This is a genomic window from Streptomyces sp. NPDC086549, from assembly GCF_044746205.1.
Classification (GTDB): Bacteria; Actinomycetota; Actinomycetes; order Streptomycetales; family Streptomycetaceae; genus Streptomyces.
In genome coordinates this window covers 169,875-194,255 of the sequence record NZ_JBIVBS010000007.1, presented here as the reverse complement: position 1 = coordinate 194,255, position 24,381 = coordinate 169,875, and the positions used below count along the sequence as shown (strand labels likewise).

General features: G+C 68.5%; 23 protein-coding genes, 1 tRNA gene and 1 pseudogene. 13 read left to right on the top strand and 12 right to left on the bottom strand.

Annotated features, from left to right (window positions below):
- Positions 1–23 precede the first annotated feature (23 nt).
- Positions 24–353, bottom strand: a complete 330-nt coding sequence (locus ACIPSA_RS23445) for a DUF6344 domain-containing protein (protein ID WP_402637919.1) — start codon at positions 351–353, stop codon at positions 24–26.
- 348 nt (positions 354–701) lie between these two features.
- Between ACIPSA_RS23445 and ACIPSA_RS23440 the strand changes: the two genes are divergently transcribed.
- Positions 702–830 carry a DLW-39 family protein gene (locus ACIPSA_RS23440; RefSeq protein ID WP_003999697.1) on the top strand — a complete coding sequence of 43 codons (129 nt, stop codon included), beginning with the start codon at positions 702–704 and terminating at the stop codon, positions 828–830.
- Between the two features lie 208 nt (positions 831–1,038).
- The gene (locus ACIPSA_RS23435; protein ID WP_402637918.1) at positions 1,039–2,421 is read left to right on the top strand and encodes a hypothetical protein; all 1,383 of its coding nucleotides are present in this window, start codon (positions 1,039–1,041) and stop codon (positions 2,419–2,421) included.
- Here ACIPSA_RS23435 and ACIPSA_RS23430 read toward each other — a convergent pair.
- Together ACIPSA_RS23430 and ACIPSA_RS23425 are read right to left on the bottom strand one after the other, a co-directional pair.
- Positions 2,385–3,866, bottom strand: coding sequence for a protein kinase (locus ACIPSA_RS23430; RefSeq protein WP_402637917.1), 1,482 nt, complete (start codon positions 3,864–3,866; stop codon positions 2,385–2,387). The genes ACIPSA_RS23435 and ACIPSA_RS23430 overlap by 37 nt on opposite strands.
- A 239-nt stretch (positions 3,867–4,105) precedes the next feature.
- Positions 4,106–4,654 (bottom strand): helix-turn-helix domain-containing protein, encoded by a 549-nt coding sequence (locus ACIPSA_RS23425; protein WP_402637916.1) that lies wholly within the window; start codon positions 4,652–4,654, stop codon positions 4,106–4,108.
- A gap of 180 nt (positions 4,655–4,834) precedes the next feature.
- On the opposite strand from ACIPSA_RS23425, the gene ACIPSA_RS23420 reads away from it, so the two are divergent.
- Together ACIPSA_RS23420 and ACIPSA_RS23415 are read left to right on the top strand one after the other, a co-directional pair.
- Positions 4,835–4,907 (top strand) — tRNA-Ala (locus tag ACIPSA_RS23420).
- 267 nt (positions 4,908–5,174) lie between these two features.
- Complete coding sequence (locus ACIPSA_RS23415) at positions 5,175–6,173, top strand: Ppx/GppA family phosphatase (RefSeq protein WP_402637915.1); 999 nt, start codon at positions 5,175–5,177, stop codon at positions 6,171–6,173.
- Positions 6,174–6,239: 66 nt separating this feature from the next.
- Here the strand turns inward: ACIPSA_RS23415 and ACIPSA_RS23410 are convergent, their stop codons facing one another.
- Positions 6,240–6,941, bottom strand: a complete 702-nt coding sequence (locus ACIPSA_RS23410; RefSeq protein ID WP_402637914.1) for a DUF5324 family protein — start codon at positions 6,939–6,941, stop codon at positions 6,240–6,242.
- Between the two features lie 333 nt (positions 6,942–7,274).
- On the opposite strand from ACIPSA_RS23410, the gene ACIPSA_RS23405 reads away from it, so the two are divergent.
- Together ACIPSA_RS23405 and ACIPSA_RS23400 are read left to right on the top strand one after the other, a co-directional pair.
- Positions 7,275–7,808 (top strand): peptidylprolyl isomerase, encoded by a 534-nt coding sequence (locus ACIPSA_RS23405; protein ID WP_402637913.1) that lies wholly within the window; start codon positions 7,275–7,277, stop codon positions 7,806–7,808.
- 123 nt (positions 7,809–7,931) lie between these two features.
- Positions 7,932–8,819 (top strand): rhomboid family intramembrane serine protease, encoded by an 888-nt coding sequence (locus ACIPSA_RS23400; protein WP_402637912.1) that lies wholly within the window; start codon positions 7,932–7,934, stop codon positions 8,817–8,819.
- A gap of 272 nt (positions 8,820–9,091) precedes the next feature.
- On the opposite strand, the gene crgA is transcribed toward ACIPSA_RS23400, so the two are convergent.
- Complete coding sequence (gene crgA, locus ACIPSA_RS23395) at positions 9,092–9,346, bottom strand: cell division protein CrgA (protein ID WP_402637911.1); 255 nt, start codon at positions 9,344–9,346, stop codon at positions 9,092–9,094.
- 140 nt (positions 9,347–9,486) lie between these two features.
- Between crgA and ACIPSA_RS23390 the strand changes: the two genes are divergently transcribed.
- The 6 genes from ACIPSA_RS23390 to ACIPSA_RS23365 are packed head-to-tail and all read left to right on the top strand — an operon-like array spanning position 9,487 to position 13,669.
- Complete coding sequence (locus ACIPSA_RS23390; protein WP_402637910.1) at positions 9,487–10,275, top strand: DUF881 domain-containing protein; 789 nt, start codon at positions 9,487–9,489, stop codon at positions 10,273–10,275.
- 30 nt (positions 10,276–10,305) lie between these two features.
- Positions 10,306–10,995, top strand: a complete 690-nt coding sequence (locus ACIPSA_RS23385; protein ID WP_402637909.1) for a class E sortase — start codon at positions 10,306–10,308, stop codon at positions 10,993–10,995.
- Positions 10,996–11,048: 53 nt separating this feature from the next.
- Complete coding sequence (locus tag ACIPSA_RS23380) at positions 11,049–11,210, top strand: hypothetical protein (RefSeq protein ID WP_190016099.1); 162 nt, start codon at positions 11,049–11,051, stop codon at positions 11,208–11,210.
- On the top strand, positions 11,207–11,845 hold the full coding sequence (locus ACIPSA_RS23375; protein ID WP_402637908.1) for an aminodeoxychorismate/anthranilate synthase component II: 639 nt from the start codon (positions 11,207–11,209) through the stop codon (positions 11,843–11,845). The genes ACIPSA_RS23380 and ACIPSA_RS23375 overlap by 4 nt, the downstream gene beginning before the upstream one ends.
- A complete protein-coding gene (locus ACIPSA_RS23370) occupies positions 11,842–12,906 on the top strand; it encodes a class E sortase (protein WP_402637907.1) in 1,065 nt (354 codons plus the stop codon). The genes ACIPSA_RS23375 and ACIPSA_RS23370 overlap by 4 nt, the downstream gene beginning before the upstream one ends.
- Positions 12,907–12,919: 13 nt before the next feature.
- Positions 12,920–13,669: a class E sortase gene (locus ACIPSA_RS23365; protein WP_402637906.1), complete on the top strand. Its 750-nt coding sequence runs from the start codon at positions 12,920–12,922 to the stop codon at positions 13,667–13,669.
- Between the two features lie 96 nt (positions 13,670–13,765).
- Here the strand turns inward: ACIPSA_RS23365 and ACIPSA_RS23360 are convergent, their stop codons facing one another.
- Positions 13,766–14,815, bottom strand: coding sequence for a restriction endonuclease (locus ACIPSA_RS23360; protein WP_402637905.1), 1,050 nt, complete (start codon positions 14,813–14,815; stop codon positions 13,766–13,768).
- 142 nt (positions 14,816–14,957) lie between these two features.
- Between ACIPSA_RS23360 and ACIPSA_RS23355 the strand changes: the two are divergent.
- Positions 14,958–15,081: pseudogene (locus ACIPSA_RS23355) on the top strand (class E sortase); the annotation flags it as partial.
- Positions 15,082–15,816: 735 nt separating this feature from the next.
- On the opposite strand, the gene pknB reads toward ACIPSA_RS23355, so the two are convergent.
- The 6 genes from pknB to ACIPSA_RS23325 form a co-directional block, all read right to left on the bottom strand.
- Positions 15,817–17,811, bottom strand: a complete 1,995-nt coding sequence (gene pknB, locus ACIPSA_RS23350) for a Stk1 family PASTA domain-containing Ser/Thr kinase (protein ID WP_402637904.1) — start codon at positions 17,809–17,811, stop codon at positions 15,817–15,819.
- Positions 17,812–17,980: 169 nt separating this feature from the next.
- Complete coding sequence (locus ACIPSA_RS23345) at positions 17,981–19,456, bottom strand: peptidoglycan D,D-transpeptidase FtsI family protein (RefSeq protein ID WP_402637903.1); 1,476 nt, start codon at positions 19,454–19,456, stop codon at positions 17,981–17,983.
- Between the two features lie 233 nt (positions 19,457–19,689).
- Positions 19,690–21,153: an FtsW/RodA/SpoVE family cell cycle protein gene (locus ACIPSA_RS23340; RefSeq protein ID WP_402637902.1), complete on the bottom strand. Its 1,464-nt coding sequence runs from the start codon at positions 21,151–21,153 to the stop codon at positions 19,690–19,692.
- Positions 21,154–21,180: 27 nt separating this feature from the next.
- Positions 21,181–22,734 (bottom strand): Stp1/IreP family PP2C-type Ser/Thr phosphatase, encoded by a 1,554-nt coding sequence (locus ACIPSA_RS23335; protein ID WP_402637901.1) that lies wholly within the window; start codon positions 22,732–22,734, stop codon positions 21,181–21,183.
- A 128-nt stretch (positions 22,735–22,862) separates the two neighbouring features.
- Positions 22,863–23,384 (bottom strand): FHA domain-containing protein, encoded by a 522-nt coding sequence (locus tag ACIPSA_RS23330; protein ID WP_402637900.1) that lies wholly within the window; start codon positions 23,382–23,384, stop codon positions 22,863–22,865.
- Between the two features lie 10 nt (positions 23,385–23,394).
- A complete protein-coding gene (locus tag ACIPSA_RS23325; RefSeq protein ID WP_402637899.1) occupies positions 23,395–24,240 on the bottom strand; it encodes an FhaA domain-containing protein in 846 nt (281 codons plus the stop codon).
- Positions 24,241–24,381 lie beyond the last annotated feature (141 nt).

The window sequence follows — 24,381 nt, the reverse complement described above, 5'->3', positions numbered from 1 at the left end:
CTGAGTCGTGTCGCTTCTGTCTGTCAGCAGGCGAGGGGGGCTGTGGGCTCGTCCGGGGTGACCGCCTCCGCGTCGTCGAGGGGGCGGTGGCGGCAGCTGGGGGACTTGCCGTGGGCCTCGGCGCCGATGCGCTGCTTCATCGTGGGGGGCAGGGCCTTGGCATGGGACCAGGACCAGAACCAGTGGGACATCGGCATCGTCGGCAGCGTCAGGTGCGTGGTCCTGTTGCGCGGGGCCTCCGGCTGCGGTACCGCCGCGGCGGTGGTCGCCGTGACGAGGCCGAGCGTCGTGCACAGCGCGAGGAAGGCGGTGACGATGGCGGTCCACAGCTTCATGACCTTGTTCCGGGCCATGGCCCCTCACTTTCGGGTCGGACGATTTGCGTACTTTCCTCATGATGTGTATGGGGGCCGCGAAGTGGTGGACCGACGCCCGTGGCGCGTCGATGTTCAGATGAACACCACCCGGATGGGCGCAAGAGTGTCGGAAATCCCAAAAAACAAGTCGGATGACACCGAAGAGGGAGCAAAGTAACCGTCCGTGGAGGTGTGATCACCCTCCGATCGGAGCGGTGCGGGCTCCGCTTATCACGCTGTCGCGGGCGGGAGTTGGGGTCCGACGCAGGTCACCGATCGATATCGGTCGGTGTGTATAGTCGGGCGCCAGAGGTCCCCTACGTCAAAGAAAGACGAGGTCGCGCGGTGAAGAAGCTTCTCCTGGTCGCACTGGCCGCCATCGGCGGGCTCCTCGTGTACCGCCAGATCCAGGCGGATCGCGCCGAGCAGGATCTGTGGACGGAGGCGACCGACTCCGTGCCCACGGGTTCGTGAGTACCGACACCGGAATCTGATCAGACCCCGACCGCCCTAGCGGTCGGGGTTTTGTGTTGCCGGAGTGGTACCACGCCGTCCCTGCGGCGATGCGTTTTGGACACCCGTCCGGATTTCGAGGATGCCGCGCGGCCCGACGAGGCAGGATGGTCACGGTCCGGTACGACTCGGTCACACCGGCGGCGCAGGACGACGAGGGGGGCGCGCGATGGTGCGGCGTACGGTGTGGTGGCGGGCCGGGGGGCACCGGAGTCGCCGTCTCTTCGCTGCCGCCGCGCGTGCCACCGCCGTCGGCGCGGTGCTGTGCACGACGGCCGCCTTGCCGGGCGGCAGCGCGGTTGCGGCCGGCGCGCCGGGCGGCGACACTTACGCCTTCGCCGAGGGCGACCGCACCGTCGCCGGGGCCAAGAGCACCACGGACGCCGCACGGCTGAAGCCGGGCGAGACGTACCGCAGCTCCATCGCCAAGGGCGCCGAGCTCTCCTACCGCCTCGAACTCGACGACGCCACGACCACCGCGTACGTCCCCGTCACCGTCGTACCCCCCGCCGGCGCCACGGTCTCCGCCACCGACGGCATCACGGTGTCGGTGCAGGACGCCAACGGCACCGCCTGTTCCTACGCATCCGCCCGCTTCGGCGCCGGACTCAGCCCCCGTCCCGTCACGGCGCTGGGCCTGCGCGAGGCAGGCAAGGCGCTGTGCCAGAAGGCGGGCACGTACTACCTGCTGGTCAAGCGTCTCGACGCCACCGGATCCGCCACCGGATCCGGCGGCGCCTCCTCGTCGGGCACCTGGGGCCTGGAACTCGCCCCCGTCACGGAGCCCCAGCCGGCGGAGGCCGGGCCCACGAACGCGCCCGAGGCCTGGAACTCCGCCTCCCCCGAAGCCGTCACCGGCGACCCCGACCGCCGCGCCGGCGGAGCGGGCTTCGCCACGGCACGGGCACTGGCACCCGGGGTGTGGCAGACCGACATCGAGCCCGGCCAGACCCTCTTCTACAAAGTGCCGGTCGACTGGGGCCAGCAGCTCTACGCCACCGCCGAACTGGGCAGTTCGAGCGGCGAACACGGCTACGTCAACGGCGCCCTCGACCTCTCGCTCCACAACCCCGTCCGCGGAAACGTCGACGACGTGGCCCGCGGCTACACCGGCAGCCAGATGGAGGCCGTCGCCGACCCCCTGCCGCCCGTCGAGTACCGCAACCGCTACGCCGTCCGCGACGACGTGCGAGCCATGCGCTTCGCCGGCTCCTACTACCTCGTCGTCCATCTCAGCGGCCAGATGGCCGACAGGTTCGGCAAGGGGCCCTTCGGGCTGACACTGCGCGTACGCGTCAGCGGCACCGCGCACACAGGCCCCGCATACGGCGGAACACCCGAGCAGCACAAGCTCTTCGAGGTCACGCGACAGGACCGGGAAGCGGCGGCCACCGGGGACGCCGGGAGCGGGGACCCCACGATGAAAGCGGTCGCCGTCGGCGGCATCGGCACGGGGACCGCACTGCTGCTCCTGCTCGCGGTGTGGACCGTGGTGGCCCGGCGGCGGGCCGGGACTCAGATCCGGGTCAGCGCCCAGAAACCCACGACGTAACAGGCCAGCGCGAGCAGCAGGATCGGGACCGCGGCCTTCGCCGGGGGACCGGGGCGACGGAGCCGGCGCGCACGGCGTCCGGAGCGGCGCGGAGAGGGCGAGGAGATCTCCTGCGCGGGCGGCGGAACCTGCGGGTCCTGAGCGGTGTAGGAGGCGGTGGATGTATCCACGCGCTGCCTCGGCACCGGGGCGAGGACCTGAGTCGGGTGTTCGGGGTGGTGTTGGTGGTGCTGGTGGTGCTGGGGATCCGAAACCGGGTGGTACGGCTGGTATTGCTGCTGCGGCTGGTACCCCTGGGGAGTGGGCGTCTCCGGCCGGTCCTCCAGCCGGTTCTCCGGGGGCTGGGGCGCACGGGGAGGGGGCAGATGGAAACTGCCGGTGTCCGACATGGAGGAGGGCCGCGAGCCGGTTCCCTCGCGCGGATCGGCGGGTACGGCGGTCTCGGCGCCGGACGTCGACGGCACCGGGCCCGAGCCCGGCACTGCGCCCGTGCCCTCCGCTCCGGCAGCCTCCGCTTCGAGGTCGCCGTCTCTGCCCGCACGCCTGCCCACCCCTGAGGCCGGCACGCTGGGCCCGGCGGGCCCGAAGCCCGGTGGGAGAGGGCCGAGTTGGTCGAATATCTCGGTCAACTCGTCGTCGGGGCCAGGCTCCGGCAGGAGCTCCATGGCCGAGACGAGAGCCTTGCGCGCCCCCGTCGCCGTGCGGAACCGGGCCTGCGGATCCGGCTGGATCAGCGTGGCCACGACCTGCCACAGCGGATCGGGGATGCCCTTGGGAGCACCCGGTGTGCCGTGCTCGGCGAAGTACTGCACGAGCGCCTTGGCGTCAGGCTTGGCACCCTCCATCAAATACAGCGCGACCAGACCCACGGCGAACAGGTCGGAGGGGAAGTCCGGTTCGGCGCCCATCATCTGCTCGGGCGCGAGGTAACCGGGCGTTCCCACCACGAGATTGGTCTCCGTCAGGCGCGGTTCGCCCAGCCGCATCGCGATGCCGAAGTCGGACAGACGTAGCCGCGGGCGGCCGGTACCGGTGGCTTCGAGCAGGATGTTGGCGGGCTTGATGTCCCGGTGCACGACTCCTTCCCCGTGCACCGCGGCGAGCCCGGACAGGAGTTGGTCGAGCAACGTGCAGACGAACGCCGGCGGCAGCGGACCGTAGTCCCCGACCAGATGGACCAGCGAACCGCCGGCGACCAGGTCCATGGTGAACAGGACCTGGTCGTCGTCGGCGGCCCAGCTGGCCGGTGCGAGCACATGAGGATGGTCGATCCGCAGGGCCTGCTCCCGCACGAAGCGCAGGAGCGAGTGGGCGTCGCGCTGCTGCAGCACCTTGGCGGCCACATAACGCCGGCGCCGGTGGTCCCAGGCGCGCCAGACCGCGCCGACTCCTCCGCGCCCGATCGGGTCGACCAGTTCGTACCGGCCGGCGAAGACCTCACCCATGGCTGTCCGTCGCTCCTCCCCCTGCGGTTACCCCGCGTCCCCTGCTTCCCCCCTGCTTCCCCCCTGCTTCCCCCCTGCTTCCCCCCTGCTTCCCCCCTGCTTCCCCCCTGCTTCCCCCCTGCTTCCCCCCTGCTTGCCCCTTGCTTCCCCCGTGATGAGTGATACGACCCCTCCGCGCCCCCGAGCACTTCCCTCGGCCCCGGCCCGCCGGACCCCCTCCGGTGGACCGGGCCGCGGGCTCAGCTCTGGTGCGACTGGTAGTGCGTGACCGCGTCGGAGGTGCGGCCCGCGCCGTACACCCGGAGGAACTCTGCCAGTTCCGGGTGGCTCGGGGCGAGGGTGTCGGCAGCGTCGATGATGTCCCCCGCGGCGGCCACCGAGCGCAGCAGCGACTGGATCTCGCGGACCACCCGCTTGACCGTGGGCGCCCCCGAACTGCTCGTCGTCTGCGTGGTGTTGCTGAGCACGGAGCCCCCCTGCGACTTCTTGATCTCGTCCATGCGGTCGGTCGCCTCGGCCGCGCTGACACTGCCGTCCGCGACCTGCGCGGCCAGGTCCTGCAGCAGCTGCACCCGCTGGACCACCGCGGGATTGCCGATCTTCGCGCGCTGCCCGCTCATCAGCTGGGACAGCATCGGCGCGGACAGTCCCAGCACCGCCGCGAGACGAGCCTGGTTGAGACCAAGATCGTCGATGAGCTTACGGAAGAGCGCCCCCAACGGCTCTCCGTACCAGTTCCGCTGCAGCTCCCGCGCTCTCGCGGTGGCTTCCTGCTGTGCGGCGTCCATTGCGTCTCCCCATCGCTTCCCCAAAACGTGGGTTCGCTGTAGCGAACCACGTCGAGCATCTTACGGAGAGTGGTCGTCCACGGGGACCCCCAAGTTTTTTGCGAGATACCGGGGGTGACCCGGTACTCTGGTCTGCGTCGCCCTCCGGAGTGTGATCCTTCCGGTGGTCGCTTCTTACGCGGGGCCTTAGCTCAGTTGGTAGAGCGCTGTCTTTGCATGGCAGATGTCAGGGGTTCGACTCCCCTAGGCTCCACACCAGGAAACCCCGCCTGGCCTGCGGAAACGTCGGCCAGGCGGGGTTTTGTGCGCCAGGGCGTCCCCGCAGGCGCGGCAGGCCAGGGCCCAGGGGAGCCGTCCGCTTCCGGCCGGGCTGCACCGCCGCCGCGGACAGCGCTCCTGTGCCCTCCTCCGCCACCGTCACCGGCCCGCTCCCGCCACCGTCCGAGACCACGCGGCGTGACGCCTGTCAGGACGGTGCCAAGGGTGGGGTCGTGGACGACGAGCTGGGTACGCCAGTGTCATGCGGGTGAGCGTGGTGGACGCGGGATCGAACACGGTCAGACTGGTGGTGGCAGACGCCGAGGGCGGAGTCCCGCTGCCGGTTCACACGGTGAAGTGGCGACTGCGCCTGTCCGAGCAGGTCGAGCCCGACGGGACGATCGGGGAGGAAGCGCTGGCACGGCTGGTGAAAGCCGTGGCCGCGGCGGGCAGCACAGCACAGCAGTGGAGGGCCGCGGGCCCGTTGGCGTTCGCGACTGCCGTGGTGCGCAACGCCCCCAACCGGCAGGACGTGCTCGACCGGGTGCGAGCGGAGACGGGCATCCGGATGTGCACCCTGCCTGGGGAGACCGAGGCGCAGCTGACGTTCCTGGCGGCCCGCCGCTGGATGGGCTGGCAGGCCGGTCCCCTCGCGCTCCTCGACGTCGGGGGCGGCTCGCTGGAAGTGGCCTTCGGACGCGGCCGCCTGCCCGACTTCGCCGCCTCACTCCCGCTCGGCGCGAACCGGCTGACCCAGGAGTTCCTCGGCTCCCAGGACCCGCCCACCCAGGCCGAGTTGAAAGCGCTGCGCCGCAGGGTGCGCCACGAGCTGCGGGACGCGGCGGCGCGAGTCCGCTGGGAGGGCCCACGCACCGCGGCCGTGACCTCCCGCACCTTTCAGCAACTGGCCCGCCTGTGCGGCACCGCCCCCGGACGCCATGGTCCCTTCGTCCAGCGCGACATGCTGCGAAAGAACCTCGGGGATGCCATCGGCACACTCGCCGCCCTACCCGCGGTCGAACGCGCCCAGCTGCCCGGAGTCTCCGCACCCCGCGCCGCCCAGAGCCTGGCCGGAGCCCTCGTCGGGCACACCGCCATGAAACTGATGGGCCTGCGCCGGGTCACCGTCTGCCCCTGGGCCATCCGCGAAGGCGTCCTGCTCCGCTATATCGAGGACGGCGCCGATTGGTGGGCGGACGTCACCGCCGACACCAGCACCGCAGCCGCACGCGAAGGCGCCCCAGGGGAACGTTCCACGTGAAACATCGCCGTGGGGCACGAGACCCTGAAGTCTCCTGCCCCCCAACGACATTCGTGAGGCCGGGCGTCACTGGCCGGGCTCGTCGTCCCGCGCCTGCTCCTCGGCCTCCTTGGCCTGCGCCTCGCGGTCGAGGCTTCCGTCCACCGACGTCAGCCGGCCCGACTCGGGCACCTCCGTCGCGTCGGGCGGTTCGACCAGCCAGTCGGGGTTGGCCTGCTTGTCCCACCACTTCCAGGCGATGAAGGCACCGGCTGCCAGGGCACTCAGCACAGCCAGCACCTTGGCGGCCCGGCCGCACTTCTCCCGCCGGGCGTGCTGACGGGCCAGCTTCTGGATCTCCTCCGGGGAGACCTGCCCACGCAGCGCGGCCAGCGCGGCGGCACCCCGCGAGGCGGCCTCGTCACGCATCGGTCCGGCCGCGGCGACGGCCTGCTCGATCCTCGGCCGCGAATAGTCGGCGGCCTGCCGGGCAGCCTTGCGGGTAAGAACGGCGGCCTCGTGTGCTGCCTGGTCGACCTTCGGCGGCACATGTGCCAGCGCCTGCTCCAGCGCCTGCTCCAGCCGCGGTGCGAGATGGACGTCGTACTGGACGCGGGCCTGTTCGGCGGCCTGCGTCATCACGGGCGCGAGCCGTACGCGTGCCTCCTGCGCGTAGTACGAAGCACGCTCCTTGGCCGTGTCGGCGTAGGGCGCCACCACTTCCGCGGCGTGCAGCACGCTGTCCTTCGCCGAGCCGGTCGCGGCGCGCACGCTCTCGATGCGGGTCACGGCTTCCTCCTCCTCGGTGGCGTACGGTAATTCGACTTTCCACACCTTTACGGATCATGCCTGCCAACCATCTGCGGGGCACGCGAGGGAGGGCATATGGGTGCTGATCCGATCGATCAATCGCAAGTAAGGATGAAAGACGAATTCTGGGCAACAGGAGCCTGTCGACGACAATGCCACGGATCGCCGCCGCGCGCCCCCGCCCAGAGGGGAGTCGACCTGTTTTTCGCAAGCGATTCGCGCGGATGAGTACCCGCCGACCGGGGTCGGGCGACGCGGGGGCCCGACCGTGCGAGGATCGGAGGATCACAGGAAGACAACGGAAGGCAGATCGTGGCTGAGCAGCTCTACGCCACCCTGAAGACCAACCACGGCGACATCGAGATCCGGCTGTTCCCGAACCACGCGCCGAAGACGGTCAGGAACTTCGTCGAACTGGCCCAGGGCGAGCGCGAGTGGACGCACCCCGAGACCGGCGTGAAGAGCTCGGACAAGCTCTACGACGGCACGATCTTCCACCGGGTGATCAGCGGCTTCATGATCCAGGGCGGCGACCCGCTCGGCACCGGCATCGGCGGTCCCGGGTACGAGTTCGAGGACGAGTTCCACCCCGACCTCTCCTTCAACAAGCCCTACCTGCTCGCCATGGCCAACGCCGGCCCCGGCACCAACGGCTCCCAGTTCTTCATCACCGTCGGCCCCACCACCTGGCTGAACCGCAAGCACACCATCTTCGGTGAGGTGGCCGGCCCGGCCGGGCAGAAGGTCGTGGACGCCATCGCCGCGGTCCCCACCACCAAGCCCAACGACAGGCCGGTCAACGAGGTCGTCATCGAGTCCGTCGTCGTCGAGAAGCGCCAGAGCTGAGCCCAGCGGCACCGACCGCCACCGCACTGGCGCGCCGGTTTCTCCCGGTGGGAACCAAACGCCCCGCTCGTCCGTAAGGATGAGCGGGGCGATGTCATCGCCCACGACGACCGAGGGGATCTCATGGACCAGGCTGCAGGCAGCGCGCAGGACGCCCAGAGCCTGTCCGTGTGCTATCGGCACCCGGACCGCGAGACCGGCGTCCACTGCTCCCGCTGCGACCGACCCATCTGCCCAGAGTGCATGGTCAGTGCCTCCGTGGGCTTCCAGTGCCCCGAATGCGTCCGCGGCGGCTCCGGAACGGGACACACACCGGCCGCGTCCCAGCCCCGGACGATCGCGGGCGGCACGGTGACGGCCGACCCCAGGCTGGTCACCAAGGTGCTGATCGGCCTGAACCTGGCCGTCTTCCTGGTTCAACTGGCCGTCGGTGACTCCTTCAACGACCGGTTCCTGCTGGTCGGCCAGGCCCGGTTCCACGACTTCGGACCGCTCGAGGGCGTCGCAGAAGGCCAGTACTACCGGATGCTGACCGCCATGTTCCTGCACGGCGGCTACATCCACATCATGTTCAACATGCTCAGCCTGTGGTGGGTCGGCGGCCCTCTGGAAGCGGCCCTCGGCCGCGCCCGCTACATCACGCTCTACTTCGTCTCGGGGCTGGCGGGCAGCGCGCTCACCTACCTGCTCGCCGAGTCCACCCAGGGCTCGCTCGGCGCCTCCGGAGCGATCTTCGGCCTCTTCGGCGCCACAGCCGTCCTCATGCGTCGGCTGAACTACGACATGCGGCCGGTCATCGCGCTGCTGGTGATCAACCTCATCATCACGTTCGGCTGGAGTTCCATCGCCTGGCAGGCCCACATCGGTGGCCTGGTCGCCGGCGTCGTGTGCGGCTACGCCATGGTCCACGCCCCGCGCAAGAACCGGAACCTCATCCAGTACGGCACCTGTGCCCTGATCCTGGCCGTCGTCGTGGCTCTGACCCTGCTCAGGACCGCTCAGCTCACCTGATACCGAACCGTTGTCCACAGCGTGTGGCGGATCTTGTGCACGCTGTGCGGGCACAGCTGTGCCCCCTGCTGCTCAGGTGTGTTTTCCCAGGTCAGGAAGGGGGCGAACGTGCTTCCGGTGTAGTGGTGTGTCAGTCGTACCGGCGTCAATGCCCGACGGGTTATCCACAGATCGTCGTTCTTTATCCCCAGGCGGGGTGTGGATATTTCTTCGACCTGTGGATAACTCGGCGGATACCTCTGGGCAGAGGTGTGTTCACCGGTGGGCAGGACCTACTTCCACTGCGTGGAGACGCCGAATCCCGCCGCGATGAAGCCGAAACCGACCACGATGTTCCAGTTGTCGAGCTTGTCGATCGGCAGGGACCCGTCGGTCACATAGAAGACGACGATCCAGGCCAGGCCGATGAGGAACATCGCCAGCATGACGGGCGCGACCCAGGCGCGGTTGGTGAGCTTGATGGCCTGCGGCTGCTTGGAGGGCGGCGGCGTGTAGTCGGCCTTCTTGCGGATACGTGACTTCGGCACGAGGGTCTCTCCTGTCGATGCGCTGCGTGGCCGCGCAGGTAACTGGGTCGGTCCGGGGCAGCGTACAAGGGGACACTTAGCGCTCCCCCGGGCGTCCGTTAGCGTAGTGCTTCCGCGGCGCCGAAGGAGATAAGGGTACGTTGAGCAATTCTGCCGACTCCCCCGGGATGGGATCAATGGGTTCCGGCCCTGCCCGCACACCTCGCGTCAAACCGGTGCGGATCCTCACGGTGGCCGTGTTCGCCCTCGCCGGGCTCATCTTCTTCACCAGCTTCAACACGGCCAAGGGCACCGACATCCGTACGGATGCCTCTTTGCTGAAGCTTTCCGACCTGATCCAGGAGCGCAGCCGCAAGAACAAGGAGCTGGACGAGTCCAACGCGACCCTGCGCGGCAACGTGGAGTCGCTCGCCGAGAGTGACGACGGCAGCACCGGGGCCCAGGACGAGAAGCTCGCCGCGCTGGAGAAGAACGCGGGCACCCAGAAGCTGACCGGCAAGGCGATCACGGTCACGCTCAACGACGCCCCGCCCAACGCCACCGCCAAGCTCCCCGGCTATCCCGAGCCGCAGCCCGACTACCTGGTCATCCACCAGCAGGACCTGCAGGCGGTCGTGAACGCCCTGTGGAAGGGCGGCGCCCAGGGCATCAAGGTCATGGACCAGCGGCTGATCTCCACCAGCGCGGTGCGCTGCGTGGGCAACACGCTGATCCTCCAGGGCCGCGTCTACTCACCGCCGTACAAGATCACCGCGGTCGGTGACCCGGACGCGCTGCAGAAGGCGCTCGCGGCGAGCCCGGCGATCCAGAACTACATGGTCTACGTCAACGTCTACGGCCTCGGCTGGAAAGTCGCCGAGGACGGGACGGTGACTCTTCCCGGCTACTCGGGCACAGTGGATCTGCACTACGCGAAGCCAGTGGAGTAGTTCGGAGCAGGTCCCCCTCAGGAGCCGCCGGTGCGCGTGATCGTCAGGACCGTCAGCGAGCTCTGCATCACCGTCGGCGCTCTGATCGTGCTGTTCGTCGTGTACGTGCTGTTCTGGACCGGTGTGAAGGCCGACAGCGTCATGGCCGACCAGATCGACCAGTTACAGAGGGAGTGGTCGAAGGGGGCGGTCAAGCATCCCGCGGCGGGCCCCGGCGCCTCCGCGAGTCCGGCCGAGCCCGCGGCGTACCACTACGGCAGACCGTTCGCGATCATGTACATCCCGCGGCTCGGTTTCACGTGGAACAAGCCCGTGCTGGAGGGCACGGGCACGGACGTCCTGAAGAAGGGCCTCGCCCACTACGCCCGCACAGCCCGGCTGGGGCAGGAGGGCAACTTCGCGGTTGCCGGTCATCGGCGTACGTACGGCGACCCGTTCAAGGACTTTCCCGAGCTGCGCCAGGGGGATGCGGTGGTGCTGACGGACGGGACGACCTGGTTCACGTATCGGATCGACAAAGGGCCTTACAAAACAGTTCCGACGGACGTTGAAGTGATCGACCCTGTCCCACGTAAGTCGGGGTATACGCGTCCAGGCCGCTATCTCACGCTGACCACGTGCGATCCGGAATGGGGGCACAGCCATAGGCTGATCGTCTGGGCGCACCTGGACTCCACACAGCCCGTGGAGGCAGGCAAACCCAGGGCTCTGCGCCGTTAGTCTGGTGGCTGTACGGCGTGGGTCAGGTGCCGTGGCGCGACGGAAGGGACGGCATGTACGGCTGGATCTGGCGGCATCTGCCGGGGAACGCGTGGGTGAAGGCGCTGGTCTCACTTGTCCTGGTCCTGGCCGTGGTCTACGTCCTCTTCCAGTACGTGTTCCCGTGGGCCGAACCGCTGCTGCCCTTCAACGATGTGACGGTGGACAACCAGTGAGTGCGCGGATTCTCGTCGTCGACAACTACGACAGCTTCGTCTTCAACCTGGTCCAGTACCTGTACCAGCTGGGCGCCGAGTGCGAGGTGCTGCGCAACGACGAGGTGTCGACGGCGCACGCCCAGGACGGTTTCGACGGGGTGCTGCTGTCGCCCGGTCCCGGTACTCCCGAGGAGGCCGGGGTCTGCGTCGAGATGGTGCGCCACTGTGCCGCCACCGGTGTCCCGGTCTTCGGCGTCTGCCTCGGCATGCAGTCGATGCAGGTGGCGTACGGCGGTGTGGTGGACCGGGCTCCGGAGCTGCTGCACGGGAAGACCTCGCCGGTCGAGCACGAGGGCAAGGGCGTGTTCGCCGGTCTGCCGTCTCCCTTCACGGCGACTCGCTATCACTCCCTGGCCGCCGAGCCGGCCACTGTTCCGCCGGAGCTGGAGGTCACGGCCCGCACGCACGACGGCATCATCATGGGCCTGCGGCACCGTGAACTGCCCGTCGAGGGAGTGCAGTTCCACCCGGAGTCGGTGCTGACCGAGCATGGGCACCTGATGCTGGCGAACTGGCTCGTGGAGTGCGGGGACAAGGGAGCGGTGGCGAGGTCGGCGGGGCTCGCCCCGGTGGTGGGCAGGGCCACGGCGTGACCGCGTTGCGCCCGGAGCGCGAGACCGATGCCTCGTACGGGGATCAGTCGTACGAGGCTTCCGGTGCGCTCGGGGACCGGTACGGGCAGGGGGCGTACGAGGAGTCGTACCTGCCCCCCATCGACGAGGAGACGGTGGCTCTGCGGCTTCCGGATCCTCCTCCGGTATCCGGGAGAGGGCCTGTGTTCGCCTCTGGGGCCTCAACAGCCTCCTCTGCCACTGGAAGCCCGACGGGCGGCCGAGCGGCCCGCAGAAAGGCCGCCAAGCGGCGTGGCGGGCGTCACGGCGGTCCGGTCAGGCCGGCGGAGTCGGGGACGGGTCCGGAGGAGGGCGGGTCCAAGGCGCCGCTGTCGCGCATGGAGGCCCGGCGCCAGGCGCAGGCGCGCAAGCCGGGCGCGGCTGTCGTCGCGAGCCGTGCGATCGGTGAGGTGTTCATCACCACCGGTGTGCTGATGCTGCTGTTCGTGACCTACCAGTTGTGGTGGACGAACGTGCGGGCGCACGCGCAGGCGGGCCAGGAGACCAGCACCCTCCAGAACGACTGGGCGAGCGGGAAGCGTGCTCCGGGGTCCTTCGAGCCCGGTCAGGGCTTCGCCATCCTGCACATTCCGAAGCTGGACGTGGTGGCGCCGATCGCCGAGGGCGTCAGCAACGACAAGGTGCTCGACAAGGGCATGGTGGGCCACTACGGCGAGGGCGCGCTGAAGACCGCGATGCCGAGCGCGAAGACGGGCAACTTCGGGCTCGCGGCACACCGCAACACGCACGGCGAACCGTTCCGGTACATCAACAGGCTCAAGCCGGGCGACGCGGTCGTGGTCGAGACTCAGGACACGTACTACGTCTACAAGATGACGTCGATTCTGCCGGTGACGGCGCCGAGCAACACGAGCGTGCTGGACCCGATCCCGAGGGGGTCGGGTTTCACCGCACCGGGCCGCTACATCACCCTCACGACGTGCACGCCGGAGTTCACGAGCAAGTACCGGCTGATCGTCTGGGGCAAGATGGTCGAGGAACGGCCGCGCAGCAAGGGCAAGCCGGATGCGCTCGTCGAGTAAGGGCAGATGAACAGTGGCAGCGACCGCCGACGGCACCGAAGAGCAGACGTCCGCGCCCGGGTCGGTGTCCGTCCCGCGCCGTCGGGGCACCGGCCGCATCGCCACGGCGGTCAGCGTCTTCGGTGAACTCCTCATCACGGCGGGCCTGGTGCTCGGCCTGTTCGTCGTCTACTCCCTGTGGTGGACGAATGTCGTCGCCGACCGGCAGGCGGACAGGCAGGGCGACAAGGTCCGCGACAACTGGGCCCACGACAGCGGTCCCGGAGCGCTGGACACCAAGGACGGCATCGGCTTCCTGCACGTGCCCACGATGAAGAACGGCGAGGTCCTGGTCGAGAAGGGCACGTCGACGAAGGTCCTCAACGACGGTGTGGCCGGCTACTACACGGACCCGGTGAAGGCGACCCTTCCCATGTCCGCCAAGAAGGGCAACTTCACCCTCGCCGCGCACCGCGACGGCCACGGCGCCAAGTTCCACAACATCGACAAGGTGGAGAAGGGCGACCCGATCGTCTTCGAGACGAAGGACAAGTGGTACGTCTACAAGGTCTACGCCGTCCTCGACGAGACCTCGAAGTACGACGTCAAGGTCCTCGCCCAGGTCCCGAAGGAGTCGGGCAAGAAGAAGCCGGGCCACTACATCACGCTGACGACGTGCACACCGGTGTACACGTCCCGGTACCGGTATGTGGTGTGGGGCGAGTTGGTGCGGGTGGAGAAGGTGGACGGGAAGCGGACTCCGCCGGAGGAACTGCGTGGCTGACAGAGGTACTTTGAGTAACTCGGTCGTCTAGCATGACGAGGGCCCGAAGCCGCAACTATCTCTTGCGGCTTCGGGCCTCTCTGGGGCACGCCGTGCCTACACCAGGATCCTCAGCGGCTCCCCGGCGCTCCACTCCTCCAGCACCCCACGGTGTACGGCGGTGATCCCGGTCTCGGCGGCGATGCTCAGGGCCTCTGGGGTGAAGGGGCACGTTGCCACATAGAGAGCCACGTCCGCGTTGTGCAGAACCTTGGCAGATCCGACGAACTTCTGAACCTCGGGGCTGGTGATGTTGAGGTAGGGCGCGAACCTCTTGCACTGGACGACGAGGCGTCGCCCGTCGGCCGTGAGCGCGATGATGTCGACGCCCCGGTCTCCGCGACCGCCCTGTACGACGACGTTGGTGCATCCGTCCCGGCGCAGGAGTTTGGCGATATGGCGCTCGAACGTGCGGCCGTTCATGGCGTCCATGGCGGCCATGACTCCGATGGCGGGCCGGTCCCTTCGTACCCCTTCAAGCCTCTGCAGCCGGGTGTGGTGCTGGTGGAGCCGTCGCTCGATGCGCTGGACTCCCGTCCGAAGGGCGATCAGCTCCTTGCGGTGCTCGCCCGATGTCTCGATGAGGGCGTTGAACATGGGGACGACGGTCTTGCCGAGGATGTGGGTGATGCGCTGGTCGATGCGGTCGTCGAGGGAGAGCGTTTCCGGCTGGGGCAGGTTTTCCACAGGCTGTGTACGCGCCAGGTACTCCATGTCGAGGAGGTAGGTACGCACCTGACGGGCGACATCGCTGTCGCGGAGGAGCATGGCGACGTTGAGGACGGCTCGGCGTGAGTAGATGGTGAGACTTCGGCGCGCTTGTGGATAACTGCCCAGCGAGAGTGACATGTTGTCACTCTCGAATTTCCGCAGGTCAGCGCCTCGCAGCACTACCATGCCGTTGGCTTCCAGCTCTTCGCGGTGGCGTTTGGTCAGCTGGCGGATGGCTTCGAGCGTGATCCCGAAGTACGCCGCCGCCATCGCCGTCGTCACATGCATCCCGTCCGGCAGCAGTGACAGCACCTTCACGCGGTCCAGTACCTCGGTGCGCTCCAGCACGCTGTCGCGCAGGGTCTTCGATTCCAGCAGCGCCGATTCGTTGATCACGTTCTGCCCCTCTCACTCGGCTGTAGCCGTTCGGCCGGGGCGGAGACACGATTCCCCACCCTGACCGGTCAACGAGTCGGTGGCATGGCAAGACACGATGGGCGGAAGAACTGGCGTGCGAGCCAATCACCTGATTGCGTCGTACATCACCCTGACGACGTGCACGCCGGTGTACACCTCGCGCTACCGGTATGTGGTGTGGGGCTGAACTGGAGCGGGTGGAGAAGGTGGACCGCAAGCGGACGCCGCCGAAGGAGCTCGGCTGACGTGACCAATCCCCTTTGCGAGGCCGAGTCACTGACCTGGCGCTTTCAAAGCCAGTTCGCTCTGGAGGGGGACTGCCTGCGCGGACGTGAGCCGGACAAGCCGAAACGGCTCGCCAGTTGAACTGACGAGCCGTCACGAAATGCCGAGGTAGTTGCCAGAACGGTCAAGGCCGCTTGCGCGCGAGCCACCAGGCCAGCGCGGCGACCCCACTCCGCGCTGCGGGGCCGGCTACCCGTCAACCGGACCTCCGGCGGCCCTGCCGGGAGAAGTCCTACGCGTAGCCACTCTCCGAGTTGCAGTACACCTCTCGGCCGGCATCGCCGTCCTTCAGGCACACCTTCACCGTGACCCGGGTGCCTTCACGGAGGTCGTTGACCCGCCTCAAGGTCGCAGGCCGAGAGCTTGTCCCCGTTGGGCGTCCAACAGGCCTCCCCGCCTGCCGGGTACCCCGTGTGTTTGTCGGTTGTCTGGACGCAGAACGTATTCGCCGCGCTCGCCGGAGGAGCGCTGAAAATCACGGATGCCACTGCCGCGGCGGCTCCCGCCGCAAGCACCCGTTGTATCACTGTTTACCTACCCCCACATGCCGCAAGCCTTCTTGCGGACAACGACTGGATGCGCCTCGTCAGGTCTCCTGGTCCGCGGAAACCCACCATGCACAGGTGCATCGGCCACGTTACTCAAGAGCCCCGGCACCCGTGTGAGAAGGGTGCCGGGGCTCTTTCGGTATGCGGTCAGCCGGTCACACCGCCGAAGAGGTTGGTACCGCCGTTGTTGCCGCCGTTGTTGCCGTTGCCGACGCTCACGGTCGTCAGGGTGATCGTGGTGTTGGCGGGGTCGTCGACCTGCTGGTTCTGCTTCGGGTCCTGATCGGAGACGAACGCCGTGTCGCTCTGGTCGCTGCCGTTGGCGAACTGGATGTTGGTGAAGCCCGCCGCGTTCAGGATCTGCCTGGCCACCGCCACCGTCCGGCCGCGGACGTCCGGGACCTGGGTCTTCTGCTGCTGGGCCTTGCCGACCTGGATCTGCACCGTGGAGTTCTTGCTGATCTGCTGACCTGCCTGCGGGTTGGTCGAGATGACCTTGCCGACCTGGTTCGGGTCGCTGGTGTCCACCTCGACGCAGTTGCCGGTCAGGTTGTTGGCCGTCATCTGGGCCTTGGCCGCGTCACAGGTCTGGCCGGTGACGTCCGGGACGGTCGACTTCTCCTCGGCCTTGGCGACCGTGAGGGTGATGACAGTGCCCTTCTGCTCCGACACGCCGCCCTTCGGGTCCTGGGTGATGACTACGCCGGGCGTCTGGGTCGACACCTGGGTCTTCTTCTCGACCTGGAAGCCCTTGTCTCTGAGCTGAGTTTCGGCCTGGTCGTACTGGATGCCGCGCACGTCCGGCACGGTGACCTTCGGTGCGCCCGTCGAGACCACCAGGTTGATCGTGGAGTTCTTCTTGACCTTGGTGCCCTGCTTCGGATCCTGCGAGCAGACCTTGCCCTTGGGCTGGTCGTCGCAGGGCTTCTTGGTAATCGACAGCTTCAGGTCGACGTTGTTGGCCATGCTCTTGGCCTCGGCCACGGTGTGACTCCGGAAGTCCGGAGCGGCGAAGGGCTTGTCCGCGCCCCCGCTTCCGTTGACCGCGTACTTCCCGATCAGGATCGCGCCGATGAGGACCAGGACGCCCGCGACGATCAGGAGGATCGTGGAGGTGTTGCTCTTCTTCTGCTGCTGGCGGCGGCGGTCGGGGCGGTCGTCGTAGCCGTAGCCGCCGTCGTCCGGGTTCATCGGCGGCAGCATCGACGTGGCGCCGGCGTCCGCGCGCAGGGCCGTCGTCGGCTGGTCGTCGGGGTAGCCGCCGTAGCCGACCGTGCCCATGGCCGCCGTGGCCGCGACCGGCTGGCCGTCGAGGCAGGCCTCGATGTCGGCGCGCATCTCGTCGGCGGACTGGTAGCGGTAGTTCGGGTCCTTGACCAGTGCCTTCAGGACGATGGCGTCCATCTCGGGCGTGATCTCGGGGTCGAAGACGCTCGGGGGCTGCGGTTCCTCGCGGACGTGCTGGTAGGCGACCGCGACCGGGGAGTCGCCGACGAACGGGGGCCGGACCGTCAGCAGCTCGTAGAGCAGGCAGCCCGCAGAGTACAGGTCCGAGCGGGCGTCGACCTGCTCGCCCTTCGCCTGCTCGGGAGACAGGTACTGGGCGGTGCCGATGACCGCGGCCGTCTGTGTCATCGTCATGCCGGAGTCGCCCATGGCGCGGGCGATACCGAAGTCCATGACCTTGACCTGGCCGTTGCGCGTCAGCATGACGTTCGCCGGCTTGATGTCACGGTGGACGATGCCGCTGCGGTGGGCGTACTCCAGGCCCTGGAGGATGCCGATGGTCATCTCCATGGCCCGCTCCGGCAGCAGCTTGCGGCCGCTGTGGAGAAGCTCACGGAGCGTGGAGCCGTCGACGTACTCCATGACGATGTACGGGATCGAGACCCCGTCGATGTAGTCCTCGCCCGTGTCGTAGACCGCGACGATCGCGGGATGGTTGAGCGAGGCGGCCGACTGGGCCTCCCGGCGGAACCGGGCCTGGAAGGACGGGTCGCGCGCGAGGTCGGCGCGCAGCGTCTTCACCGCCACGGTGCGGCCGAGGCGGGTGTCATGCGCGAGGTAGACCTCAGCCATGCCACCACGGCCGAGCACGTGGCCCAGCTCGTACCGGCCGCCGAGGCGACGCGGCTCTTCCATAGCTACCTACCAGCCCTCTCCGTCGGTCCCGACCGGCACGTGTGTGCGGCCGGAGGCTGCCGTCCGGGCCTACCGTACCCGGCTAGCTGTGTGTGACCTGGCCAAGCCCGTCACCCGATACAGGACCGGTATCGCAACGTGCACCGATGTGAAGGGGACGTGAGCGGGGTCACTTCTTGGAGTTGATGACCGCCTCCATCACGCTCTTCGCGATCGGCGCCGCGAGGCCGCCGCCGGAGATGTCGTCACGGTTGGCGTTGTCGTCCTCGATGACGACCGCGACGGCGACTGGCGAGCTGCCGTCGCTGAGCTTGGCGTACGAGATGAACCAGGCGTAGGGGTTCTCGCTGTTCTCCACGCCGTGCTGGGCGGTACCGGTCTTGCCGCCCACGGTGACGCCGTCGATCTGGGCGTTCTTGCCCGTGCCCTCCTTGACGACCGTCTCCATCATGTTCTGCAGGATCTGCGCGTTCTCCGAGGTCAGCGGCTGGCTGAGCTCCTGGGGGTCGGTCTGCGCGACGGTGTCGACGTTCGAGGACTGGAGCTTGTCGACCATGTACGGCTTCATGAGCTTGCCGCCGTTGGCGACGGCCGAGGCGACCATGGCCATCTGCAGCGGGGTCGCGGCGGTGTTGTACTGGCCGATCGAGGACAGCGCGGTCTGCGACTTGTTCATGCCGGAGGAGAAGACCGAGGCGCTGGAGCGGGTCGGGACGAACTGCTCGGCGCCGAAGCCGAACTTCTTCGCCTCCGCCAGCATCGCGTCGTTGCCCAGATCCGCGCCGATCTTGCCGAAGACCGTGTTGCAGGAGTACCGCAGCGCGATACGCATGGTCGCGTTCTTGCAGGGGATGTTGCCCTCGTTCTTCAGCGGGGTCGTGGTGCCCGGCATGATCCACGGCAGCGGCGAGTCGGTGTTCTCGTCCGCCGACTTGTACTTGCCGTTCTCCAGCGCGGCGGCCGCGGTGACCACCTTGAAGGTGGAGCCCGGCGGGTAGGTCTCGCGCAGCGCCCGGTTCAGCATCGGGTCGGCCGGGTTGTACTTCTTCTGGAGCTTCTTCCAGGCCGCGGCGTCGCTGTTCCTGTCACCCGCGAAGGTCGAGGGGTCGTACGACGGGTAGGAGGCCAGCGCCAGGATCTTGCCGGTGGACGGCTCCAGGGCGACCACCGCGCCCTTGCCGCCCTGCTTCGACAGGCCGCTGAACGCCGCCTTCTGTGCGGCGGCGTTCAGCGTGGTGACGACGTTGCCGCCCTGCTGCGGCTTGCCCGTGATCATGTCGAGGGTCTTGCGGAAGAAGAGCCGGTCGTCGTTGCCGGTGAGGATGCCGTCGTCGATCTTCTCCAGGAAGCTGCCGTCGAAGGCCTGCGAGGAGTAGCCGGTGACCGGGGCCCACATGGGCCCGTTCTTGTAGGTGCGCTTGTACTTGTAGTCGCCGCTCTTGGCCTCGACCGAGCCGGTTATGGGGTTGCCGTCGACGATGATGTCGCCCCGCGGGTATGCGTACCGCTCGATGGCCACACGGCGGTTCTTCGGGTCGGTGCGCAGTTTGTCGGCCTGGGCGTACTGAAGCCAGTTGTCACGGATCAGCAGCGCCAGGACCAGGAGTCCGCAGAAGATCGCGATTCGGCGCAGTGGCTTGTTCACGTCCGGCCTTTCCACAAGCTAACAGGTGCGCCTGTTCGCTTCAGTCTCTCGGTGTCGCTGGTGCTGGCGCTCATCCTCGGCCGCCCACAGTCTAGAGGCAGTGGCTGTGCCTTCAGGGCGGGCCGTCGACAACAGCTGATCAGTAGACGCGCCGCAGGTGTGACGGGTTCCGGAAAACGCGGACGGCTTCCGGTCCCGGCGAGTGCCGGGACCGGAAGCCGTCCGTCGCACGGTCATCCGGCGGTGGGACCGGAGCTTCCGGGGCGTACCACCTGGGTCATCTCGGCGTCGGGGCTGGCGGCGGGGCTGGGCGCGGGGCGGCGGGCGGTGTCGCTGATGCGGATGAGGATGCCGATCAGTGCCCAGTTGGCCAGCACGGACGAGCCGCCGTACGCGAGGAACGGCATCGTCATACCGGTCAGTGGGATGAGACCCATGACACCGCCGGCCACGACGAACACCTGCAGGGCGAAGGCGCCGGACAGGCCGACGGCGAGCAGCTTGCCGAACGGGTCGCGGGCGGCGAGGGCGGTGCGCACACCGCGCTCCACGATCAGGCCGTAGACCAGCAGGATCGCCATGATGCCGGCCAGCCCCAGCTCCTCGCCGAAGGTGGCGAGGACGAAGTCGGAGTTGGCGGCGAACCGGATCAGGTCCGAGTGGCCCTGGCCCCAGCCGGTGCCGAGGGTGCCGCCGGAGCCGAAGGCCCACAGGGCCTGCTGCAGCTGCTCGGAGTGACCGGCGACGCCCTGGCGGCTGAGCGTGAACTCCTTCATCGGGTCGAGCCAGGAGTCGACGCGACTCTTGACGTGCGGCTCGAAGCTCGCCACGCCGACCGCGCCGGCCGCGGACATCAGCAGACCGAAGACGATCCAGCTGGTCCGCTCGGTGGCGACGTACAGCATGATCACGAACATGCCGAAGAACAGCAGCGAGGTACCGAGGTCGGTCTCGAAGACCAGGATGAGGATCGAGATCCCCCAGACGACCAGGATCGGGCCGAGGTCGCGGCCGCGCGGCAGGTACAGGCCCATGAAGCGGCGGCTGGCGAGGGCCAGCGCGTCCCGCTTGACCATCAGGTAGCCGGCGAAGAAGACGGCGAGGACGATCTTCGCGAACTCACCCGGCTGCAGGGAACCGAGGCCGGGGATGTTGATCCAGATCTTGGCGCCGTAGATGTTGGCCCCGAGCCCCGGGACCAGCGGCAGCATGAGCAGGACCAGGGCGCCGAACATCGAGATGTAGGTGTAGCGCTGGAGGACCCGGTGGTCCTTGAGGAAGAACAGCACCACGCAGAACATGGCGATGCCGAGCGCGGTGTAGAGCAGCTGGCGGGTTGCCGCCGGGGCGAAGTCGGGCAGCGACTGCAGCAGCTTCGACTGGTCGAGGCGCCAGATGACGACGAGCCCGAGCCCGTTGAGCAGGGTGGCCAGCGGCAGCAGCAGCGGATCGGCGTACGGGGCGAACTTCCGCACGCCGAGATGGGCGACACCGGCCAGCAGACCGAGCCCGAGGCCGTACCCCAGCAGCCCGGCAGGCACCCGGTTGCTGATGGCCAGGCCCACGTTGGCGTAGGCGAACACCGGGATGACCACGGCGAACACCAGCAGCGCGAGCTCGGTGTTGCGCCGGCTCGGTGCGCCGATGGCGCCGATCGTGGACGTGTGGTGCGTCGACGTGTTGGAAGTACTGCTCATCGTGTGACGTGGCCTCTCACGGCTTGCCTACTGCTTACCGCACAGCGAGACGACCTGCTGCTCATCCTCCGAGAGCGTGGGCCCGGGGCTGGGGGTCGCGGTCGCGGACGGGGTCGAGGACGGAGACTTCGGGGACGTCGAGGAAGGTGCCGAGTTCGACGGGTTGGGTGTCGGTGAGGCTTTGGACGTCAGGGAGGTCTTCGTGGTTCCCGTGGTGCCGCCGGCCTCGCCCTGGCCCGTCTTGGAGTTCTTCCGGCTCTCGGCGGCCGTGTGCTCGGCCTCCTTCTTGCAGGCGGAGGCCTGCACGGACAGCTCATGGACCTTCGACTGGGCCTTCACGAGGTCGCCCTGCGGGATCGTGTTTTTTACCTGCTTCTGCTGGTAGGGCGGCAGGTACTTGAGTTCGATCTCGGGGTGGTCCTTCTCGACCTTCGACAGCGACACCCAGGCCAGGTCCTGGTTGATGCCGCGGTACAGCGCGACGTGCTCGCCGTTCGCGCCGACGTAGTACTGCGTCTGCGTCCAGCGGTAGCCGCCGTACAGGCCGCCGCCGATGACGGCGAGGGCGAGACCGCCGTAGAGGGATCGCTTCAGCCACTTGCGGCCCTTGCGCGGCTTGACGAAGTCGTCGTCGGTGTAGTCGCCGAAGCTGCCCGCCGGGATGTAGCCGGTGGTGTCGCCGGATCCGGGCGGGCCGAACTCGCCGCCGCCCTGGCCGTGCCCCCGGCGTCCCAGGTGCGAGGCGCGGCCGGCCGGGGTCTGCATGATGCCGTTGTCCTGCAGGTGGAGCTGGTTCTCGGCGACCGCGCCGACCACCACGGGGGTGTCGGAGAGCTGGCCGGCGAGGGTGTCGCCGGTGTCCAGGTCGAGGACGTCGGCGATGATGACGGTGATGTTGTCGGGGCCGCCGCCGCGCAGCGCGAGCTGGATCAGCTCCTGCACGGTCTCCTGCGGGCCCTGGTAGCTGGCGAGTGTCTCCTCCATCGTCTGGTGGGAGACGACGCCGGAGAGGCCGTCGGAGCAGATCAGATAGCGGTCGCCGGCGCGGACCTCGCGGATGGACAGGTCGGGCTCGACGTGGTCGCCGCTGCCCAGCGCCCGCATGAGGAGGGACCGCTGCGGGTGCGTGGTCGCCTCCTCCTCGGTGATCCGGCCCTCGTCGACGAGGCGCTGCACCCAGGTGTGGTCCTGTGTGATCTGCGTGAGCACGCCGTCGCGCAGCAGATAGGCGCGGGAGTCGCCGACGTGCACCAGGCCGAGGCGCTGACCGGTCCACAGCAGGGCGGTGAGCGTGGTGCCCATGCCCTCCAGCTGCGGGTCCTCCTCGACCATGGCGCGCAGCTGGTCGTTGGCGCGCTGCACGGCGGCGCCGAGGGAGGTGAGGATGTCGGAGCCGGGTACGTCGTCGTCGAGCGTGACCAGCGTGGAGATCACCTCGGAGGAGGCGACCTCGCCCGCCGCCTGGCCGCCCATGCCGTCGGCGATGGCGAGCAGGCGCGGACCGGCGTAGCCGGAGTCCTCGTTGCCCTCCCGGATCATGCCTTTGTGCGATCCGGCGGCGAAGCGCAGTGACAGACTCATGCGCACCTCGCCTGTCGGCTCCGGGTACATCCGCACGGTGCCCACCCTCCGGTCGGGAGCGCGCCGACGGCCGGTTCGCGGTCCGCCGCTGCGTGCTCGCTCCGCTCGCGCCTACTCATGATGTAGCACTACTTCCGCAGCTCGATGACGGTCTTGCCGATGCGGATCGGCGCGCCCAGCGGGATCGGCGTGGGGGTCGTCAGCCGGGACCGGTCCATATACGTGCCGTTGGTGGACCCGAGGTCCTCGACGATCCACTGGCCGTCGCGGTCCGGGTAGATCCTGGCATGGCGGCTGGAGGCGTAGTCGTCGTCCAGCACGATCGTGGAGTCGTGGGCGCGGCCCAGGGTGATCGTCTGGCCCTGCAGCGCGACGGTCGTGCCGGTGAGGATGCCCTCGCTCACGACGAGCTTGGTGGGGGCGTTGCGGCGCTGGCGGCCGCCGCCGGCCTGCTGGCCGCGCTGCTGCGGAGCCGCGGCGGCCTGCTGCCGTGCGGCCTGCTGCGGCCGTGCCGCCTCCCTGCGCGCGCCGCGCTGGGTGACGCGCGTACCGAACAGGTCGCTGCGGATGACCTGCACGGCCACGATCACGAACAGCCACAGTACGGCCAGGAAACCCAGCCGCATGACCGTGAGGGTCAGCTCTGACATTGCCCCCGCTTCACCCTTCGGCTTGCCGGTAAATGATGGTGGTGCTGCCCACGACGATCCGCGAGCCGTCGCGGAGCGTAGCGCGGGTGGTGTGCTGCCCGTCCACCACGATGCCGTTGGTGGAGCCGAGATCCTGGATCGTCGAGGGCGTTCCGGTCCGGATCTCGCAGTGCCGGCGGGAGACGCCGGGGTCGTCGATCCGCACGTCGGCCTCGGTGCTGCGGCCCATCACCAGCGTCGGGCGGGAGATCTGGTGGCGGCTGCCGTTGATCTCGATCCAGTAGCGGGTGCGCCCGCCGCTCGTCGGGGCGGCCGTGGGGCGCTGTCCGGCGGGCTGCGGGTAGCCGTAGCCGCCGGGCCTGCCGCCGGGCGGCGGCGCGGCCGGCATGGGCGGTGCTGCGGCGGGGGCGGCCGGCGGGTAGTTGTAGCCGCCCTGGGCGCCCTGACCGGGCCGGGCGGAGGGCGGAGCCTGCTGGCTGCTGGACGAGGCGAGCGTTCGGCTGCGCACCCGGTACAGACCCGTGTCCAGGTCGTCCGCCTTCTCCAGGTTGACCTTGATCGGTCCCATGAAGGTGTAGCGCTGCTGCTTCGCGTAGTCCCGCACCATTCCGGCGAGCTCGTCGCCGAGCTGGCCGGAGTAGGGGCTGAGGCGCTCGAAGTCCGGCGCGCTCAGCTCCACGATGAAGTCGTTGGGCACGACGGTCCGGTCGCGGTTCCAGATGGTCGCGTTGTTGTCGCACTCGCGCTGGAGCGCACCGGCGATCTCGACGGGCTGGACCTCGGACTTGAACACCTTGGCGAAGGTGCCGTTGACCAGACCTTCGAGACGCTGCTCGAACTTCTTCAGGACTCCCATGGGGCACCTCCTCTGTCGCTGCTTCCGTACTGCCTTGCCTGGTACTGCTTACTGATCGTATCCACGCGCCCGACAATCAGCCGGTTCCCCCAGCGGCTCCCCTTCGAACTCCCTCTGTCAAGGATCGTAGAGGCGGGACAA

Excerpts from the sequence above, each read along its gene's own strand:
- ACIPSA_RS23430 (WP_402637917.1), bottom strand. The coding sequence starts at position 3,866 with ATGGGTGAGGTCTTCGCCGGCCGGTACGAACTGGTCGACCCGATCGGG.
- pknB (WP_402637904.1), bottom strand. The coding sequence starts at position 17,811 with ATGGAAGAGCCGCGTCGCCTCGGCGGCCGGTACGAGCTGGGCCACGTG.
- ACIPSA_RS23380 (WP_190016099.1), top strand. The coding sequence starts at position 11,049 with ATGTACGGCTGGATCTGGCGGCATCTGCCGGGGAACGCGTGGGTGAAG.
- ACIPSA_RS23330 (WP_402637900.1), bottom strand. The coding sequence starts at position 23,384 with ATGTCAGAGCTGACCCTCACGGTCATGCGGCTGGGTTTCCTGGCCGTA.
- ACIPSA_RS23335 (WP_402637901.1), bottom strand. The coding sequence starts at position 22,734 with ATGAGTCTGTCACTGCGCTTCGCCGCCGGATCGCACAAAGGCATGATC.
- ACIPSA_RS23415 (WP_402637915.1), top strand. The coding sequence starts at position 5,175 with ATGCGGGTGAGCGTGGTGGACGCGGGATCGAACACGGTCAGACTGGTG.
- ACIPSA_RS23400 (WP_402637912.1), top strand. The coding sequence starts at position 7,932 with ATGGACCAGGCTGCAGGCAGCGCGCAGGACGCCCAGAGCCTGTCCGTG.
- ACIPSA_RS23425 (WP_402637916.1), bottom strand. The coding sequence starts at position 4,654 with ATGGACGCCGCACAGCAGGAAGCCACCGCGAGAGCGCGGGAGCTGCAG.
- ACIPSA_RS23445 (WP_402637919.1), bottom strand. The coding sequence starts at position 353 with ATGGCCCGGAACAAGGTCATGAAGCTGTGGACCGCCATCGTCACCGCC.
- ACIPSA_RS23340 (WP_402637902.1), bottom strand. The coding sequence starts at position 21,153 with ATGAGCAGTACTTCCAACACGTCGACGCACCACACGTCCACGATCGGC.
- ACIPSA_RS23325 (WP_402637899.1), bottom strand. The coding sequence starts at position 24,240 with ATGGGAGTCCTGAAGAAGTTCGAGCAGCGTCTCGAAGGTCTGGTCAAC.
- ACIPSA_RS23435 (WP_402637918.1), top strand. The coding sequence starts at position 1,039 with ATGGTGCGGCGTACGGTGTGGTGGCGGGCCGGGGGGCACCGGAGTCGC.